Here is a 16,263-nt window from a genome sequence, read left to right as displayed (position 1 = left end):
CGTCATACCTTTCTGTGCGGGCTGGCGGCGGGGTCGGTCAGGGCGGGCGTGTCCCAGTCGCGGGCCACCTCCGCAGTGTGCGCGCCCGGCAGCGCGGGCGGGCGGCGCAGCGCGGCGGGTGTCGCGGAGAAGCGGGGCGCGGGGGCCGGCTGGGTGGTGCCGTACGCCTCGGTGAAGGTGCCGCGGGCGGCCAGGTGCGGGTGCAGCGGCGCCTCGGTCAGCGACAGTACGGGCGCCGCGCAGGCGTCGGTGCCGGTGAAGACCGCGGTCCACTCCTCCCGGGTACGGGTCAGGAAGCGGGCGGCGACGGCGGCGCGCAACTCCGGCCAGCGGGCCGGGTCGTCGCGCAGCGCGGCCTGGTCCGCGGTCAGGCCGAGCAGCTCGGCGAAGGTGTCGTAGAAGCGCTGCTCCAGGGCGCCGACGGCCATGTGGCCGCCGCCGGCGGTCGGGTAGACGCCGTAGAACGGGGCGCCGCCGTCGAGGAGGTTGCCGGCGCGGCGGTCCTGCCAGGTGCCGGCGGCGAGCATGCCGTGCAGCATCGTGCCCAGGTGGGCGGTGCCGTCCACGATGGCGGCGTCCACGACCTGGCCTCTGCCGTGCTCGCGGGCGTGGTGAAGTGCCGCGAGCAGGCCGGTGACCAGGTAGAGCGAGCCGCCCGCGTAGTCGCCGAGCAGGTTGGCGGGGGCTGCCGGGTCGCCGTCCGCCGGTCCCGCCAGGCCCAGCGCGCCGGTGATCGCGATGTAGCCGATGTCGTGCCCGGCCGTCGCGGCCAGCGGCCCTTCCTGGCCCCAGCCGGTCATCCGGCCGTAGACCAGCCGCGGGTTGCGGTCCAGGCACTCGCGCGGGCCGACGCCGAGGCGTTCCGCGACGCCGGGGCGGTAGCCCTCGATGAGCAGGTCGGCGCGCTCCACCAGGTCGAGCACGGTGGCGGGGCCGTGCGGCGACTTGAGGTCGACCAGCACGGACCGCTTGTTGCGGTTGGTGAGGTCGGTGGCCGGGTCGATGCCGAGCGCCGGGGCGCCCGGCCGGTCGACGCGTACGACGTCGGCGCCGAGGTCCGCGAGCAGCATCGCCGCGAAGGGTCCCGGACCGATCCCGGCCAGTTCGACCACCCGCACACCGGCCAGCGGGCCGGGTGCGGCCGGGGCCTGCGGCGGCCGGTTTGACACTGGTGATGTCACACCTGTGATGGTAGGAACGTGTTCCAGTTTCCGCAAGGCCCCGGCTGAGCAACCGCTTAGGTGTCGCCGCCCGCCGCCGTACATCGCCGCGCCCCGCGCCTGGTGCGGCGGTCCTGGCGTGGCGGTGTGCGCTCAGACGTGGCAGTGTCCGCCGGATCCGTCGCCGGTCTCCTTCGGCAGGTCCAGCGCCGGGTTGCGGTCGAAGAAGCCGGTCGGCCGCAGGCTGAAGCCGCAGACGTCCACCGGCATCACCGGCCAGTCCTCCAGGCGCGGCAGATGGGTCGGCCCGAAGGAGTGCCACACCGTCAGGTCGGTGTCCTCCAGCGCCTCGCCGGGCCGCGACCACGCGGTCACGCCCTCGCCGCCCGCGTGCTGGTTGGGGTAGTCGCCGTCCGGGTAGTGCCGCTCGGGCCGGTAGCGGGTCACCCACAGGTGCCTGGTGGCGTACGCGACCCGCTCGGCGACCGGCGAGCCCGGCTGCGCGAGCAGCAGCGGTCCGGTGTCCGGTACGAGGGTGTAGGCGACCGGGGCGCCCATCCGGTTGCGCACGCCCGGGTTGACGATCCGCCAGCGCCGGCTGACCGACGGGTCGGCCACCCGCCCGGCCTCGCCGCTGTCGGCGACCGGCGTGGCCTTGGCGGTGAAGGCGTTGCCGTTGGGGTTGCCGGGGCCGGTTGGCAGCCGGACCACGTCGACCTCCTCGACCGTGTTCCCCGGGCCGTCCACGGTCACGTCGAGGCGGGCGCAGAAGAGGTGCTGGTGGAAGGGCGCGAGCAGGCCGGGGGCGATCTCGGTGGCGTACGGCGACCCGGCGCCGGGCTGCCCGGCGGAGGTCTGCAGCAGGCCGGTGGCCTTGGCCTCGAAGGCGATCGTGCCGTCCTGGTGGAGATACCAGTAGAAGCCGTAGTCGTAGTTGCCGAGGGTGGCGATGTAGGAGATCACCAGGCGGCGCGCACGGCGGGAGTCCACCGCGAAGTCGTCGAAGATGTCGGTGTGCTTCCAGAGCAGGCCGATGTCCTCCTCGTGGATGCAGATCGCGTTGTGCAGCGTCTCGGGGCGGCCGAGGTCGTCGGCGAGGACCGCGTCGACGTAGGCGATCTCGCCGAGGCAGTCGCAGCCCAGCCGCAGGGCGTTGGCGTTCCTGCCGAGCAGGTACTCGCCGGCGTCCAGGTAGCAGACCCAGTTGCGCGCCGGGTCGGGCTCTGCGTACGGCACGGCCATCTCGGCGATCGAGGCGCGGTGCAGCACCGGCCGGTCGCGGTCGCCGTCGCGGTGGGTGATCTCGTGCAGCACCAGGCCTTCGCGGGCGTTGAAGTCCAGTCGCAGCCGCCAGTTCTGCCAGCGCAGCACCGGCCCATCCAGGGCGAAGGACGGCCCGTCCGGCTGGGTGATCTCCAGCGGGCGCAGGTCGGTGCGGGCGGCCCCTGTCGTCTCGGCGTCGTAGCGCCCGCATTCGGCGGGTACGGGTACGGCGCCGGTGTCGATCAGCCGCACCACCCGGCGGGCGGTCAGGTCGACCTCGGCGACGAGGCCGCCGACCGGGTGGGCGAACGGGTTGTCACTGGCGTTGCAGCGCAGGAAGGTCAGCGACCGCAGCATCCGCCGGCCGGTCTCCGAGGCGATGCCGAAGTTGCCCGCCGCCAGCGGGGCCGCGATGGCCAGCGAGAGGTCGGTGACGCCGCGTTCCGCCATCGCCTTGCGCCAGCCGGTGTCGGCCTTGACGATCTCGTCGCAGGTCTCGTACTCCTCGAACAGCAGCGGCGGCTGGCCGTCCGCCGCCGGGTCGAGGTCGCGGTAGGACAGCAGCACGCCCGCGGTGGTGTCGGTGACGTCCACCAGCGCCTCGGCCGCCCGGCCGGTGCCGGAGTCCAGCAGGGTGATCCGGATCCGGCGGGTCACGGCGTCGCCGGGGCGGTGCGCGAGCACCGCGTGCCGGTCGGGCTCGTCGGGCAGCACCAGCGGGAAGCGGGTGGCCTCGGTGACCTTGCCCTCGGCTTCGAGGGCCGCGCGGGCGGCGTCGATCTCGGCGGCGGTCAGCGGGTCCAGCGGGTGCGGGGCGGCGGCGGGTGCGGTCTCGGCGTCCGTTGAGCAGCAGGTCATGGCGTGTCCTGACGGCGAAATGGGCGGGTGGGGCTGGGGAAAGGCAGCGGCCCGCCGCGCCCGGGGCGGGCGGGGCGGGCCACTGCCTGCGAGCCGTGACCTGACGGTCAGGCGGACTCGGCCGCGGAGGCCGCCTTCTCCAGCTGGAAGGCCTCGTTGCCCTGGCCGATCCTGGCGTGCACCTCGGGCTTCCTGACGCGCAGCACCTGACCGCAGACCAGCCCGATGACGGCGGCCAGCGCGATGATGCCGGGCAGCGTCCAGCGCAGCCCGTAGCCGGGGTTGGCGCCCAGCAGTACCGAGAAGTCCTTCACCGAGTAGACGAAGATCGTCCCGAGCGCGAGCGCCGCGAGCCCGGAGGTGACCAGCCGCCACCCCTGGACGCGGGCGGCGCCGCGCTTGACGAAGAAGGCGATCACCGCCACCGCCGCGGTGCACATCAGCAGCACCACGCCGAGCGCGCCGACGTTGCCCGCCCAGGTGAACAGCCGCAGCACCGGCGCCGTCGGGTCGCCCACCGGCTTGTCGTCGGTGACGGCGAAGACGATGACGACCACCAGCGCGACGGCGGACTGCAGGAACGAGCCGATGGCCGGGGCGCCGCTGGTCTTCGAGGTGCGGCCGACCGCCGCGGGCAGCAGCCCGTCGCGGCCCATGGCGAAGGCGTAGCGGGCCACCACGTTGTGGAAGCTGAGCATGCAGGCGAAGATCCCGGTGATGAAGAAGACGTTGAGGACGTCGGTGAAGGCGGTGCCGAGCCGGTCCTGGCTGAGCGCGAAGATCAGGTTCGGGCCCTCCTTCTGCGCCCCGGCGATGACGCCCGAGGGGCCGGTGGCGACCGTGATCGCCCACGCGCTCAAGGCGAAGAAGACGGTGGCGAAGCCGACGGCCAGGAACATCACCTTGGACACCACCCGCTGCGGGTCGCTGGTCTCCTCGGCGTAGACCGGGGCCTGCTCGAAGCCGAGGAAGCCGGCGATGGTGAAGCACAGCGCGGTGCCCAGGCCCGCGCCGCTGAGGGTGCTGGGGTTGAAGGCGTGTACCGAGACGCCCTGCGTGCCCGGGTCGCCGAGGAAGCCGATGTCCAGGACGACGATCATCGTGGTCTCGATGAGCAGCAGCACACCGAGGGTCTTGGCGTTGAGGTCGATCTTCAGGGCGCCGAAGACCGCGGTGATCGCGACACCGCCGAGCGCCGGGATCCACCAGGCGACGTTGTGCTGCCAGTGCTGGGCGATCTGGCTGGAGATCTCGAAGCCGAAGAGGCCGTAGCTGCCGCACTGCATGAGGCTGTAGGCGAACAGCGCCACATAGGACGCGCCGGCGCCGACCGTGCCGCCGAGGCCGCGGGATATGTAGGCGTACAGGGCACCGGCATTGTGCACGTGCCGGCTCATCTCGGCGTAACCGAAGCTGAAGAGGATCAGCACGGCGCCCACGATGACGAACAACAACGGCACCCCGACGATGCCCATGGTGGCGAAGGTGGTCGGGATGACGCCCGCCACCACCAGCAGCGGGGCGGTGGCCGCGAGAACCGAGAGCAGCAGGGCCGGCGCGCCGATCCGATCCGCGCGCAGCGCGCGCTGCTCTCCCTTGAACGTGCTGATGCCGGTCGTACTGCCCGTCAGCATGGCTGTGTGGGTCCTTCCGTGGGGTGGTGCCTGAGGGAGCGGGGCCTACGAGGTACCGAAACCGAGCGCGGCGTTGCGCGCGGCACGGAACGACTTCTTGGGGTCGCGGTCGAAGTACGACCAGGGGACGCGGGTCGCGTCACGACCGATGCGGTTGAACAGTGCGGCGGCGGCCACCATGTCGCCCGCGTGGACGTGCACGAAGGCCAGGTGGTTGAGGTCCAGCAGCAGCCGCGGGTGGCTGCGGCCGTCCCAGTCCAGCCACCAGTCGAAGGCGCTGCGCAGGTTCGCCCTGGCCCGCGGGCTGGTCCAGTACGCCAGCCGTCCCGGGTCGGCGGGCAGCGCGCCCGCGGCGGCCAGCGCGTGGTAGCGCTCGACGAGGGCGACCAGCGGTAGCGCGCCCAGCGGTGAGCCCGGGCCGGCCTCGTCCGCGGCCCACTCGGCGAATTCGTACACCTCGTGGAAGGGGTCGTCGCCGTCGGTCTTCTGACGCTCGGCCAGGCAGCGGGTCATCAGGTAGTGCCCGTGGTGGTGGCCGCGGTGCCGGCCGCGGACCTGGTCGAAGGCGCGGACCTGCTCGTCGTCGCTGCCGGTGTGCCGGGCCAGGATGAGCAGGCCGAGCCACGGCGAGGGGTCGGCGGGCGTCATCCGGGCCGCGCGCAGGCAGGCGTCGCGGGCCGACTCGGGGCTCTGCCGGCCGGCCGCGGCACGGAAGACCGCGGCGGTGGCGTACAGAGCGGCGGCGTCGGCGCTCTCGGGCTCCGCGAGCCGCCACTCGTCGGCCCAGGTGGCGGCCGAGCGGCCCTCACCCAGGACGACCAGCCGGTGGCCGCGCAGGTCCCAGTCGTCTCCGGTACGCGCCAGCAGCGCGCGGACCTCCGTCCAACGGCCCTGTACCAGGGCAGCGCGAACGGCGACCAGCTCCTCGTCGCCGAGGGCGGTATCGAATGCCACGTCGTCCTTGCCACGCGAGAAGCGGAAGGGTGGCGGCGGTGGGGTCATCCGCGGGCAGCCCTCCACGGCGCGCGTTACGTCATGTGATCGCCAACAGCCAATCGGTTGGCGGCCGTCGGGGACAAGTCCGGACCTGTTGTCTCGCTGTAGTCCCGTAGGGTGGCGTCGGTTTGGAACGTGCAGACCGCGGATTTGCGTGATCCGCTGCGGGGACGATCGCCGGACTGGTATTCGAATAGGCGATTCCGCTACGAAGTGGCGCCGGCGTGGGCGGCGCGGCAGGGACCGGTGAATGGACGGCACAAACGTGGCACGCGAGGATTCCGCCGCGTCGACACATCCGCTGGCCTACGTACGGCGCAGACACGGCTGGAGCTACCAGGACGTGGCCCGGGTGATCGCCGAGCACGCGCGGGCGCTCGGCGTGCCGATGGCCGCCCGCCGGGAGAAGGTGTGGCGCTGGGAGCACTGGGGCGTCGTCCCCGAGGCCGACAGCCAGCGCGCGCTGGCCCGCGCGCTGGGCATACCGGCGCGCGAGGTCGACGCGCGCCCGTGGCCGCGCTGGCTGCCCGCGCACGGCGGCATGCCCGACGGGCTGCCGTGGACCACCCAGGGCAGCCTGACCGCGCTGGCGTCGGTCCTGGACGACGCGGCGGCCGACCCCCGCGGCTTCCCGATCGCCGACGGGCAGGGGCTGCTCGACGCGATCGCCGACTGGGACGCGGCCGGCGCGGAGGACGCCAGGCACCGCGGTGCGGCGGGCCGCGAGCGGGTCCCGGCGCAGGCCACCGCGGGGTCGTACAGCGTCGACGAGCCGGTGCTGGACTGGCTGGAGTCCGGTGTGACCGGTCTGCGGCAGCTGGACGACCGGCTCGGCGGCGCGGCCGTACGGCACCGGGTGGACGCCGACCTGCGGCTGGTCGGCGGCCTGCTGCGGCGCGAGGTGCCCGGGCCCGGCGGGCGGGGCGCGGAGCGGCGGCTGCTACGGGTCGCCGCGGATCTCGCGCAGCTCGGCGGCTGGGCCGCCACCGACTCCGGGCGCCACGGGGCCGCCCAGCGGCACTACCTGACGGCTCTGCGGCTCGCGCACAGCGCGGGCGACCGGCCGCTGGCGGTCGCGGTCTGGGGCGGCCTCGCGCTCCAGTCGGTGATCGCGGAGCGGCCGGGGGACGCGGTGGCCGCCGCGGAGGCGGCGGTACGGGCGGCGGGCGGCGCTCCGCCCCCGGTCCGCGCGCTCGCCGCCTCCCGGCTGGCCAGGGCGCACGCGGCGGCCGGCGCGGAGGGCGCCTGCCTGCGGGCCGCGGCGGAGGCGGAGCGGCAACTGGCGGCGGCGGGCGCGGACCCGGGACCGCCGTGGCTGTACTGGCTGGACGGCGCGGAACTGACGGCGCAGCACGGGCTCTGCCTGCTGGCGCTCGGCCGCGCGGCCGAGGCGGCACCGCTGCTCGACCGGGCGCTCGACGACCTGGAGCCGTCCTTCGTCCGCGACCGCAGCCTCTATTGCGCCCGCGCCGCCGAGGCCCATGCCCGCGCCGGGGACCGGGACCGCGCGCTGGCGCTGGGCCGGGAGGCCGCCCGGCTGTCCAGGCAGTGCGGTTCACCGCGGCTGGCGGCCGCGCTCGACGCGCTCAAGGCGTGTCTGGACCGGGACGGCTCGCGGGACAGGCCGGCCCTTACCTAACGATGACCGATTCCCCCGCTCGACCGGCTCCGTAACTTCGTGACCTGCAAGGAGACGGCGCAACCCGGCGCCGGCGACAGCAGGGAGACGACAGTCATGAGCGACATCCAGCAGCTGGTCGAGCAGTACATCGCGGTGTGGAACGAGACCGACCCGGCCGCCAGGCGGCGCGGGATCGACGCGGTCTTCGCGGCCGACGCCCGCTACACCGACCCGCTGGCCGACGTCACGGGACCTGACGCGCTCGACGCGGTCATCGCCGCGGTGCAGGCGCAGTTCACCGGCCTGGTCTTCACCCTCGGCCCGGTCGACGCGCACCACGGCATCGCCCGCTTCACCTGGGAGCTGGGGCCGGCCGGCGGCGAGTCGCTGGTCGTCGGCTTCGACGTGGTCACCACCGGCGACGACGGGCTCGTGCGGCGCGTCCTCGGATTCCTCGACAAGGTGCCGGCCGCCGCCTGACCGGCGGGCCGCCCCCAGCCCCCTCCGACCCTCGCGACAGGAGTTCCGCCATGGCCTCGGCCTCTTCCACGCTCTCCCCGTCCGCGCCACGGAGCGCAGCTCCGGACGCCGGGCGGTCCGCTCTCGGCCTGCTGGTCCTGCTGGCCGCCACCTTCATGACCTCGCTGGACCTCTTCATCGTCAACGTGGCGATACCCGCGGTGCAGAGCGATCTGCGGGCCGGTTCCGCGGCGATCCAGTGGGTGGTGGCCGGCTTCGGTCTGGCCGTGGCCACCGGCCTGGTCACCGCGGGCCGGCTGGGTGACGTCTTCGGCCGCCGCCGGGTGTTCGCGGTGGGGCTCGCGCTGTTCACGGCGACTTCGGCGGCCTGCGGTCTCGCGCCGTCCGCCGGGACACTGGTGGCGGCACGGGTGTTGCAGGGGCTGTCCGCGGCCCTGATGGGCCCCCAGGTGCTGGCGATCCTGCAGACCGGGTGGACGGGCCGGGCGCAGGCCCGCGCGTTCAGCATGTACGGGCTGACGATGGGTGTCGGAGCGGTCTTCGGGCAGCTGATCGGCGGCCTGTTGATCAAGGCGGACCTGCTGGGTCTGGGCTGGCGGGCATGCTTCCTGATCAACCTGCCGGTCGGGCTGGCCGCGCTGGCCGCGACCCCGCGGGCCCTGCGCGAGTCGCGGGCGCCGCGGCGGCCGCGGCTGGACAGCACGGGCGTGGCACTTTCCACCGCGGCGGTCGTCGCCCTGGTGCTGCCGCTGATCCAGGGCAGGTCGCTGGGCTGGCCGGTGTGGACGTGGCTGTGCCTGGCGGGCTCCGCGGTGCTCTTCGCGGTCTTCGTGGCGCACCAGCGGCGGCTGGGCGCGGCGGGCGGCGACCCGGTGCTCGACCTCGCGCTCTTCCGGCAGCGCGGTTTCCGCGCGGGGGCGCTGGCGCAGCTGGTCTTCTGGACCGGGCAGGGGTCCTTCTTCCTGATTCTCGCGCTGTATTTGCAGGCGGGACGCGGGCTGGACGCGCTGGCCTCGGGCGTGGTCTTCCTGGCGATCGGCGGCGGCTACCTGCTCACCTCGACCGCGGCGCACCGGATCGCCGAACGCCTGGGACGCCGTACGGTCCCGGCCGGCGCGCTGATCATGGCCGTGGGTCTGGGGGCGCTGTGGGCGGCCGTTCACGCGTCGGGCACCACCGGCGGCCTGGGGGAACTGGTGCCCGGGCTCTTCCTCGACGGCGTGGGAATGGGCATGGTGATCGCCCCGCTCACCCATGACGCGCTCGACACGGTCCCCGCTCCACTGGTGGGCGCGGCCTCCGGGGTGGTGGCGACGATCCAGCAGGTCAGCGGCGCGCTGGGGATCGCGCTGATCGGCATCGTCTTCTACGGCTCCGTGGGGGACGGGGCGACGGACCGCTACCCGCACGCCTTCGGGCTCGGCCTGGCCTTCCTGCTGGCCCTCGAACTGGTGCTGGCGGCGCTGACCGTCCGCCGGCCGAAGGCCGGGAGGTGACTGACACGCAAGCGTAAGGGGCGCCCATTACTGGATGGGCGCCCCTTACGTGTGCACAGTGCCGCGGCCCGGTCCGGGATTCCCCCCGGTCCCCCGGGACCTACGCGCCGAGGGGAGGCGCGCTGTCAGACGCGGGTGAGGCGGACAACGGGGATCTCGCGGTCGGTGCTCTTCTGGTAGTCGGCGTAGGGCGGCCAGATCTCGACCAGGTCCGCCCAGACCTCGCTCTTCTCCTCGGGTGTCAGCGGCTCGGCCCTGGCGGTGAACCGCTCACCGAGCACCCGCACGTGGACCTCGGGGTACGCGAGCAGGCCGCGGAACCACTGCGGGTGCTCGGGGGCGCCGCCCTTGGACGCCACGACCAGGAAGTCCTCGCCGTCCCGGCCGTAGATCAGCACCGTGCGGCGCCACTCCCCGGTCCGGTAGCCCTGGTAGTCGAGCAGCAGGCAGGGCGCGCCCTTCATGTCGGTGCCCTCGGTGCCGTTGGACTCCTCGTACCGCCTGGCCTGATCCGCCACCCACGACTCGCTGCTGCTCTTCACGTCGGCGGGGTCGTAGACAGTCATCCGTATGCCTCCTGGGGGGTGTTGTCGGCTACGCTCCCCCACTGTAGATCGCGCCCGGTCCCTGCTCAGCGACGGCGCCGCCGTCTGGTGGGGTACGACCAGCCGGAGCCGACTCCGGCGAAGTGCAGGGCCACGAAGAACAACCCGGCGATCATCAGGCTTATCGGCGTGAAGGCCGCGTCGGTGTCGGTGCTCGTGACGTTGATCAGATAAGCGATCGCGAAAATTACGGCGCCCACGGCTGCCAGCATGCGCATTCTCCTCGGCGAAGGCCGCCCGTGCGGGCGGCGGTCGGGCCGCGGACGCCGGTGGCGTCCGTCACCGACCTCCTGCCCGGCAACCGCCTTTCGACGCACGCCGGTTCGATTCCGCCGCCGCTACCGCGCCCCCCTCACCCGGCCATGCCGGGCGCGCCCCAGACCGGGAACCAGCGCGAGAGGTCGGCCTCCAGCCGCAGGTCGTCGGCGACCAGGGCCCTGACCTGGAGCTCCAGCGCGTGGTCGCGCTTCTCCCCGGGCAGCGGGGCGAAGGGGTAGAACGACCCGCGCTTGTAGAGGTAGACCAGGGCGACGCGGTGCCCCTGCGGGTCCTCGAAGCCGACCAGCGAGCACAGCAGCTGCGGTCCGAAACCGCCGGACTCCAACGCGGAATTGACGGCGTGCAGGTCGGTGACGAGGTCGGTGACCTCGCTGGGGTCGTGCCGTGACCGGAGCCAGGTGTAGCCGTAGCTGTCGCGGCTCGCCTCGACCGACAGCAGGCTGCGCAGGTCCTGCTGGATCTCGGCGAACGCGCCGCCCTCGACGGCGGCGAAGCACACCGAGCCCGACCCTGTCGGGCGCAGCTCGCTCGCGGCCTGGAGGGTGATGGCGGCCGAGGACAGGCCGAAGAGCTGGTCGAGGTCGGGCCGGACCGGTTTGCTGCGGCCGAGCAGCACATCGAGCAGGCCCATCAGCGGTGGTCCAGCTCGACGGTGATCGCGGCCAGCTGGGCCAGCCGCTGCTCGAGGCTGGGGTGGGTGGCGAGCAGCTTGGAGACGGTCGGGCTGGTGGTGAGTGCCGGGGCGAAGTAGAACGCGTTGAAGGGCTCGGCCGCGCGCAGGTCCTTGGTGGGGATCGCGGCCAGCTCGCCGCTGACCTTGGTGAGGGCGGAGGCCAGCGCGGAGGGGCGGCCGGTCAGCAGGGCGGCGCTGCGGTCGGCGGACAGCTCGCGGTAGCGCGACAGCATCCGGGTGAGCAGGAAGCTGATCGCGTAGACCACCGCGCTGACCAGCGGCACCAGGATGAACAGCGCGGCGGTGCCGGGGTCGCGGCTGCGCCGGAAGCCGCCCCACAGGCCGATCCTGGTGATGACGCCGGCCAGGATGCCGAGGAAGGAGGCGATCGTCATCACGGCGACGTCCTTGTGGGCGACGTGGGACAGCTCATGGGCGACGACGCCCTCCAGCTCCTCGGGCTCCAGCCGGCGCAGCAGCCCGGTGGTCACGCACACCACCGTGTTCTTGTGGTTGCGGCCGGTCGCGAACGCGTTGGGCACGTCGGACTGGGCGACGGCGACCTTCGGTTTGGGCAGGTCGGCGAGCGCGCAGATCCGGTCGACGACGCCGTGCAGCTCCGGCTGCTGCTCGGGGGTGACCTCGCGGGCGCCCATGCTGAAGGCGGCGATGCGGTCGCTGAACCAGAACTGGACGACGAAGAGCAGTCCCGCGATGATCAGGATCATCGGCCAGGCGCCGCGCAGCAGGGCGAGCAGCGCTCCGACGAAGACGACGTAGAGCAGTCCGATCAGGAACATCGTGACGACCATGCGGGTCGTCAGTCCCCGGTCCTGTGCGAAGCGGTTGCGTGGCATGGCCCCTCCCGAGCTGTGCGGGGGCGCGGGTCGCGGGCGGCGGCCCTGCGTGCTCCACTGGTCATGATGGTGTGTGCAACTCCAACTGTTGCACCGATCCAACGACCGGGACGACCCGTCCGGTTCCGCTCATCGGGTCACATCGAGCACCAGCTTGCCGGTTGTGCGCCTGGCGCGCAGGTCCTCGTGCGCCCGGGCCGCCTCCGACAGGCCGTAGACGCCGCCGACGCGCGGCCGCAGCCGGCCGTCCGCGGTCATCGCCAGCAGTTCCGCCATCGGCTCGCGGTACATCCCCGGGCGGCCCAGGCAGTGCATCAGCCAGAAGCCGACGACCGCCCGCGAGCGGCCCATCAGCTGCGCGGGCTGGACGGGGGTGGGGGCGGTCCTGGAGGCCATGCCGTACGCGACCAGCCGGCCGAAGGGGGCCAGGGCCGCGAGCGAGGCGTCGAAGACCGGGCCACCGGTCATCTCCAGCACGATGTCGACCTTGCGCCCGCCGTTTGCCGCGGTCAGCCGCTCGGTGAGCCCCTCGGGGTCGGAGTCGACCGCGACGTCGGCGCCCATCTCCAGCGCCAGGTCGCGCTTGTCCTGGGAGGACGCGGTCGCGATCACCCGGCCCGCGCCGAACTGCCGGGCGAGCTGGACGGCGAGCGAGCCGGTGCCGCCGGCGGCCGCGTGCACCACGACGCTCTCACCGGGCGCCAGCCGCGCCGACGTCCGCAGCAGATGCCAGGCGGTGAGGCCCTGGACGACCAGCGCGAGCGCCTGCCCGTCGGTGACCGTGTCGGGCAGCTCGTGGGCCAGGTACGTCTGGACGGCGGCCTTCTGGGCGTATCCCCCGTTGTCGGTGAGGGCGACGACCCGGCGGCCGTCGGCGGTGCGGCCGACCACCTCGGCGCCCGGCACCATGGGCAGCGCCGAGCGGGAGAGGTAGGAATTCTCCACGGTGTGCGTGTCGGCGTAGTTCACCCCCGCGGAGTCGACGTCCAGCAGCAGCTGTCCCTCGCCGGCGACCGGGTCGGGCAGTTCCGTCTCCCGCAGGACCTCGGGTCCGCCGAATTCGGTGATCTGGATCGCGCGCACGCCGGCTCCTCCGGGGGTGGGTCCGTGCCGGGTCCCCGGCAACGGTCTCACACTACCGACTGGTCGGTATGCAGACCAGCCGTGGCAATGTGCCGCGCCTTTCCGGCGCCGCGCTCGCCTTTCCACCCGACCTCTTCCACCCGGCGCCTGTTCCACCCGGCCCCTTCCACCCGTGCCGCCGGGCGCCGCGGTCAGACCGCGGGGACCGGGCGGGGCGGCGGCGGCCCCACATAGCGGGCGGACGGGCGGATGATCTTGCTGTCGGCGGCCTGCTCCAGGATGTTGGCGCTCCAGCCGACCACCCGGGCCGCCGCGAAGGTCGGCGTGAACATCTCCCGCGGCAATCCGCACAGCTCCATCACCACGCCGGCGTAGAACTCCACATTGATGTGCAGGTCCCGCCCCGGCTTCAGCTCGGCCAGCAGCGCCTCCGCGCGCGCCTCGACCTGCACGGCGAAGTCGACGAGGTCACCGCCGATACCCCGGGCTATCCCCTTGAGCAGCCGGGAGCGCGGGTCCTCGGTGCGGTAGACGGGGTGGCCGAAGCCCATGATCCGCTCGCCGGCCGCGATGTGCTCGCGCAGCCAGGGGTCGACGCGGTCCGGGGTGCCGATCTCGTCCAGCGTGTCCAGCGCGCGGCTCGGCGCCCCGCCGTGCAGCGGCCCGGACAGCGCGCCGATCGCCCCGACCAGGCAGGCCGCCAGGTCCGCGCCGGTCGAGGCGATGACCCGGGAGGTGAAGGTCGAGGCGTTGAAGCCGTGGTCGACGGTCGAGATCAGATACTGCTCGACGGCCCGCGCCCGGTCCGGGACCGGCTCCTCGCCGGTCAGCATGTACAGGTAGTTCGCCGCATACGGCAGGTCGTCGCGCGGCTCGATCGGCGCCAGGCCGCGGCCGAGCCGGTGCAGCGCTGTCAGCAGCGTCGGCACCACCGCGCAGGCGGCCAGCGCGTCGGCCTGCCGCTGTTCGGGATCAAGGTCGTACAGCGGCCGGAATCCGGCGGCGGCGCCGGTCAGCGACAGGGCCGTACGCAGCCCGGCCAGCGGCCCCGACCCGCCGGTGGCGCGGGCGACGGCGGGCAACGCGTCCCGTACGGCGGCGGGCAGACGGCGCAGTCCCGCGGTCTGCCGGGTGAAGCGGGAACGCTCCTCGGCCGTCGGCAGCGTGCCGTGGAACATCAGATGCCACACGTCCTCGAAGCCGCGGCTCGCCGCCAGCTCGACCGCCGAATACTCGCGGTAGTGGTAGAAGCCCTCGGCTCCACGGACATCGCCGAGCACGGTGTCGGTGACGACCACGCCCTTGAGGCCGCGCGGGACTTCGGGCGGCGCCGGCTGCGGCGGGGCGGACTGCGAGGGGGCGGGGGGTGCGGTGGTGGGCATCGGTTCTCCTCCTTGACTCCTTACTTGACTGTCCATGCTTGATCGGTAGCCTGTCAATGTTGATTAATCAACGTGAGCAAGAGTTGACCTGAGGTGGATACGGTGGCGCCCATGACGGACGGGGCAGCGGGCGGCGACGACGCCCGCATCAGCACGCGGGAGGCGGCGGCGCGGCTCGGCGTCAAGCCGGAGACGCTGTACGCCTACGTCAGCCGGGGGCTGCTCGACAGCCGGCGGGCCGCCGGCGGGCGGGGCAGCACCTTCGACCCGGCCGAGGTCGCGGCCCTGGCCGCCAGGGGACGGGCCGGAGCGGGCACCGCCGCCTCGGGCTCCCCCTCCGACGGCGAGGCCGAGGGATGGGGCCGCATCCGCACCGGCATCACCCTCATCGACGCGGCGACCGACAGCTACGCCTTCCGCGGCGTGGACGCGGTCGCCCTTGCGGAGGCCTACGCATACGAGGACGTCGCGCAGTGGCTGTGGACCGGGGAGCTGGAGGTCGGCGTCCGCTTCATCGCTCCTCCGCAGCCGCTGGCCGCCGCCCGGGCCGCGGCTGGCTCACTGCCCGCGGGCAGCGGGCCGATGGACCGGATGCGGGTCGCGGTGATCGCCGCCGGCGCGGCCGATCCGCTGCGCTTCGACCTCACCCGGGAGGCGGTGCTCGGCTGCGCCCGCGGGCTGATCCCGACGTTGGTCGACGCGCTGCCGCCGGCCGGCGGGGAGGATGCCCCCGGCGACGCGCCGATCGCCCGGCGGCTGTGGACACGGCTCACCGCACAGGAGCCGGACGCGGCGTCGCTGCGGGTCCTCGACGCCGCGCTCGTCCTGCTCATCGACCACGACCTGGCCACGTCGACCCTCGCCGTCCGTGTCGCGGCCTCCGGCCGCGCGCACCCCTACGCCGCGGTCTCGGCCGGGCTCGGGGCGCTCGACGGGCCGCTGCACGGGCAGGCCAGCGCGCTCGCCCACCGGATGCTCGCCGACGTCCTGGCCGGCGGCGCCGGTCCCGTCGTCGCGGCGCACCTGCGCGCCGGGCAGCGCGTGCCGGGGCTCGGGCACCGGCTCTACCACGGCGAGGACCCGCGGGCGCGGCTGCTCCTCACCCTCCTCGCCGACGTGCCCGCGGCGGCGGACGCGCTCGCCGCGGCACGCGACACGATCGCCACGGCGGCGCGGCACACACCGCTGCACGCCAACGTCGACCTCGCGCTCGCCGTCCTGTCGGTCGCCTCCGGGATGCCGGCGGAAGCCGGCGAGGCCGTCTTCGCCGTGGGCAGGACCGCGGGGTGGGTCGCGCACGCGCTGGAGGAGTACGGGGAGCGGGCGCTGCGGCTGCGGCCCAGGGGGGTCTATGCCGGGGTGGGGGCGCCCCAGCCGGTGCCGCTACCGCGGGGGTGAGGGGGCGCGGCTGCCGGCCGGGGGGTTGTGCGCGCAGTTCCCCGCGCCCCCGGGTGAGTGCCCCTTGCCGGGGCGTCGTCATCTTTCCCGCCGTCGGGGTTGCTCGCGCAGTTCCCCGCGCCCCTGGGGGGTGCCCCTTGCCGGGGCGATGCTTGCTTCCCGTCCGATGTGGTTGCTCGCGCACTTCCCCGCGCCCCTGGGGGTCCGGGGTCAGGGCAAGGTCACGCGGGGGATGCGGGTGGTCAGGGTGGACCATTCGGGGTCGGCCTGGCCGGGGACCATGCGGCCGGCGGAGCGCCATTGGTCGGCCAGGGCGGCGAAGACCGGCGCGTCGGCGCGGGTGTGGTGCAGAACCGTTCCAGCTGGAGCCGGGTTCCCGGCGGCTCGCGCGTTCCTCTGCATCGGTGCCATACGCGGACAACGAGTGCGCGGGGCCCCACGCCATGGAGGCGCGGGCGGCTCCACCCGGACGAGTGAA

General features: G+C 73.9%; 15 protein-coding genes. 4 read left to right on the top strand and 11 right to left on the bottom strand.

The features are described from left to right. Positions 1–2: 2 nt before the first annotated feature. From BUE44_RS08990 to BUE44_RS08975, 4 genes are all read right to left on the bottom strand, one after another. Positions 3–1,118, bottom strand: a complete 1,116-nt coding sequence (locus tag BUE44_RS08990) for a CaiB/BaiF CoA transferase family protein (protein WP_235001989.1) — start codon at positions 1,116–1,118, stop codon at positions 3–5. 195 nt (positions 1,119–1,313) lie between these two features. Continuing rightward, positions 1,314–3,281 carry a primary-amine oxidase gene (locus BUE44_RS08985; protein ID WP_073495877.1) on the bottom strand — a complete coding sequence of 656 codons (1,968 nt, stop codon included), beginning with the start codon at positions 3,279–3,281 and terminating at the stop codon, positions 1,314–1,316. A gap of 107 nt (positions 3,282–3,388) precedes the next feature. Further along, positions 3,389–4,915 (bottom strand): APC family permease, encoded by a 1,527-nt coding sequence (locus tag BUE44_RS08980; RefSeq protein ID WP_073495875.1) that lies wholly within the window; start codon positions 4,913–4,915, stop codon positions 3,389–3,391. Between the two features lie 45 nt (positions 4,916–4,960). Continuing rightward, positions 4,961–5,917 carry a hypothetical protein gene (locus BUE44_RS08975; RefSeq protein ID WP_073495873.1) on the bottom strand — a complete coding sequence of 319 codons (957 nt, stop codon included), beginning with the start codon at positions 5,915–5,917 and terminating at the stop codon, positions 4,961–4,963. A gap of 244 nt (positions 5,918–6,161) precedes the next feature. Here BUE44_RS08975 and BUE44_RS08970 point away from each other — a divergent pair, with 244 nt between their 5' ends. The 3 genes from BUE44_RS08970 (at position 6,162) to BUE44_RS08960 (ending at position 9,508) form a co-directional block, all read left to right on the top strand. Further along, entirely contained in the window at positions 6,162–7,550 is a 1,389-nt protein-coding gene (locus tag BUE44_RS08970) for a hypothetical protein (protein WP_235001981.1), read from the top strand. A gap of 96 nt (positions 7,551–7,646) precedes the next feature. Continuing rightward, positions 7,647–8,012, top strand: a complete 366-nt coding sequence (locus BUE44_RS08965) for a nuclear transport factor 2 family protein (protein WP_073496210.1) — start codon at positions 7,647–7,649, stop codon at positions 8,010–8,012. Positions 8,013–8,062: 50 nt separating this feature from the next. After that, positions 8,063–9,508, top strand: coding sequence for an MFS transporter (locus BUE44_RS08960; RefSeq protein WP_073495871.1), 1,446 nt, complete (start codon positions 8,063–8,065; stop codon positions 9,506–9,508). A 125-nt stretch (positions 9,509–9,633) separates the two neighbouring features. Here the strand turns inward: BUE44_RS08960 and BUE44_RS08955 are convergent, their stop codons facing one another. The 6 genes from BUE44_RS08955 to BUE44_RS08930 all read right to left on the bottom strand — a co-directional run bounded on the left by BUE44_RS08955 (position 9,634) and on the right by BUE44_RS08930 (position 14,387). Continuing rightward, positions 9,634–10,074: a nitroreductase family deazaflavin-dependent oxidoreductase gene (locus BUE44_RS08955; protein ID WP_073495868.1), complete on the bottom strand. Its 441-nt coding sequence runs from the start codon at positions 10,072–10,074 to the stop codon at positions 9,634–9,636. Positions 10,075–10,139: 65 nt separating this feature from the next. After that, positions 10,140–10,325 (bottom strand): hypothetical protein, encoded by a 186-nt coding sequence (locus BUE44_RS08950; RefSeq protein WP_073495866.1) that lies wholly within the window; start codon positions 10,323–10,325, stop codon positions 10,140–10,142. Between the two features lie 140 nt (positions 10,326–10,465). Next, on the bottom strand, positions 10,466–11,023 hold the full coding sequence (gene pspAB / locus BUE44_RS08945) for a PspA-associated protein PspAB (protein WP_073495864.1): 558 nt from the start codon (positions 11,021–11,023) through the stop codon (positions 10,466–10,468). After that, a complete protein-coding gene (gene htpX, locus BUE44_RS08940; protein ID WP_073495861.1) occupies positions 11,023–11,922 on the bottom strand; it encodes a zinc metalloprotease HtpX in 900 nt (299 codons plus the stop codon). Before htpX ends, pspAB begins: the two co-directional genes overlap by 1 nt. A gap of 129 nt (positions 11,923–12,051) precedes the next feature. Further along, positions 12,052–13,005 carry a quinone oxidoreductase family protein gene (locus BUE44_RS08935; RefSeq protein ID WP_073495858.1) on the bottom strand — a complete coding sequence of 318 codons (954 nt, stop codon included), beginning with the start codon at positions 13,003–13,005 and terminating at the stop codon, positions 12,052–12,054. Positions 13,006–13,196: 191 nt separating this feature from the next. Beyond that, positions 13,197–14,387: a citrate synthase/methylcitrate synthase gene (locus BUE44_RS08930; RefSeq protein ID WP_073495856.1), complete on the bottom strand. Its 1,191-nt coding sequence runs from the start codon at positions 14,385–14,387 to the stop codon at positions 13,197–13,199. Between the two features lie 111 nt (positions 14,388–14,498). Here BUE44_RS08930 and BUE44_RS08925 point away from each other — a divergent pair, with 111 nt between their 5' ends. Beyond that, the gene (locus tag BUE44_RS08925) at positions 14,499–15,785 is read left to right on the top strand and encodes a citrate/2-methylcitrate synthase (protein WP_073495854.1); all 1,287 of its coding nucleotides are present in this window, start codon (positions 14,499–14,501) and stop codon (positions 15,783–15,785) included. 210 nt (positions 15,786–15,995) lie between these two features. Here the strand turns inward: BUE44_RS08925 and BUE44_RS37400 are convergent, their stop codons facing one another. After that, complete coding sequence (locus BUE44_RS37400; protein WP_079189602.1) at positions 15,996–16,196, bottom strand: hypothetical protein; 201 nt, start codon at positions 16,194–16,196, stop codon at positions 15,996–15,998. Positions 16,197–16,263 lie beyond the last annotated feature (67 nt).

Source organism: Actinacidiphila paucisporea (assembly GCF_900142575.1).
GTDB lineage: Bacteria > Actinomycetota > Actinomycetes > Streptomycetales > Streptomycetaceae > Actinacidiphila > Actinacidiphila paucisporea.
This window is presented reverse-complemented; position numbering and strand designations above follow the sequence as displayed.

Coding starts and splice junctions, on each gene's coding strand:
- BUE44_RS08980 (WP_073495875.1), bottom strand. CDS start 4,915: ATGCTGACGGGCAGTACGACCGGCATCAGCACGTTCAAGGGAGAGCAG.
- BUE44_RS08960 (WP_073495871.1), top strand. CDS start 8,063: ATGGCCTCGGCCTCTTCCACGCTCTCCCCGTCCGCGCCACGGAGCGCA.
- htpX (WP_073495861.1), bottom strand. CDS start 11,922: ATGCCACGCAACCGCTTCGCACAGGACCGGGGACTGACGACCCGCATG.
- BUE44_RS08930 (WP_073495856.1), bottom strand. CDS start 14,387: ATGCCCACCACCGCACCCCCCGCCCCCTCGCAGTCCGCCCCGCCGCAG.
- BUE44_RS08955 (WP_073495868.1), bottom strand. CDS start 10,074: ATGACTGTCTACGACCCCGCCGACGTGAAGAGCAGCAGCGAGTCGTGG.
- BUE44_RS08950 (WP_073495866.1), bottom strand. CDS start 10,325: ATGCTGGCAGCCGTGGGCGCCGTAATTTTCGCGATCGCTTATCTGATC.
- BUE44_RS08975 (WP_073495873.1), bottom strand. CDS start 5,917: ATGACCCCACCGCCGCCACCCTTCCGCTTCTCGCGTGGCAAGGACGAC.
- BUE44_RS08965 (WP_073496210.1), top strand. CDS start 7,647: ATGAGCGACATCCAGCAGCTGGTCGAGCAGTACATCGCGGTGTGGAAC.
- BUE44_RS37400 (WP_079189602.1), bottom strand. CDS start 16,196: ATGGCACCGATGCAGAGGAACGCGCGAGCCGCCGGGAACCCGGCTCCA.
- BUE44_RS08985 (WP_073495877.1), bottom strand. CDS start 3,281: ATGACCTGCTGCTCAACGGACGCCGAGACCGCACCCGCCGCCGCCCCG.
- BUE44_RS08925 (WP_073495854.1), top strand. CDS start 14,499: ATGACGGACGGGGCAGCGGGCGGCGACGACGCCCGCATCAGCACGCGG.
- BUE44_RS08970 (WP_235001981.1), top strand. CDS start 6,162: ATGGACGGCACAAACGTGGCACGCGAGGATTCCGCCGCGTCGACACAT.
- pspAB (WP_073495864.1), bottom strand. CDS start 11,023: ATGGGCCTGCTCGATGTGCTGCTCGGCCGCAGCAAACCGGTCCGGCCC.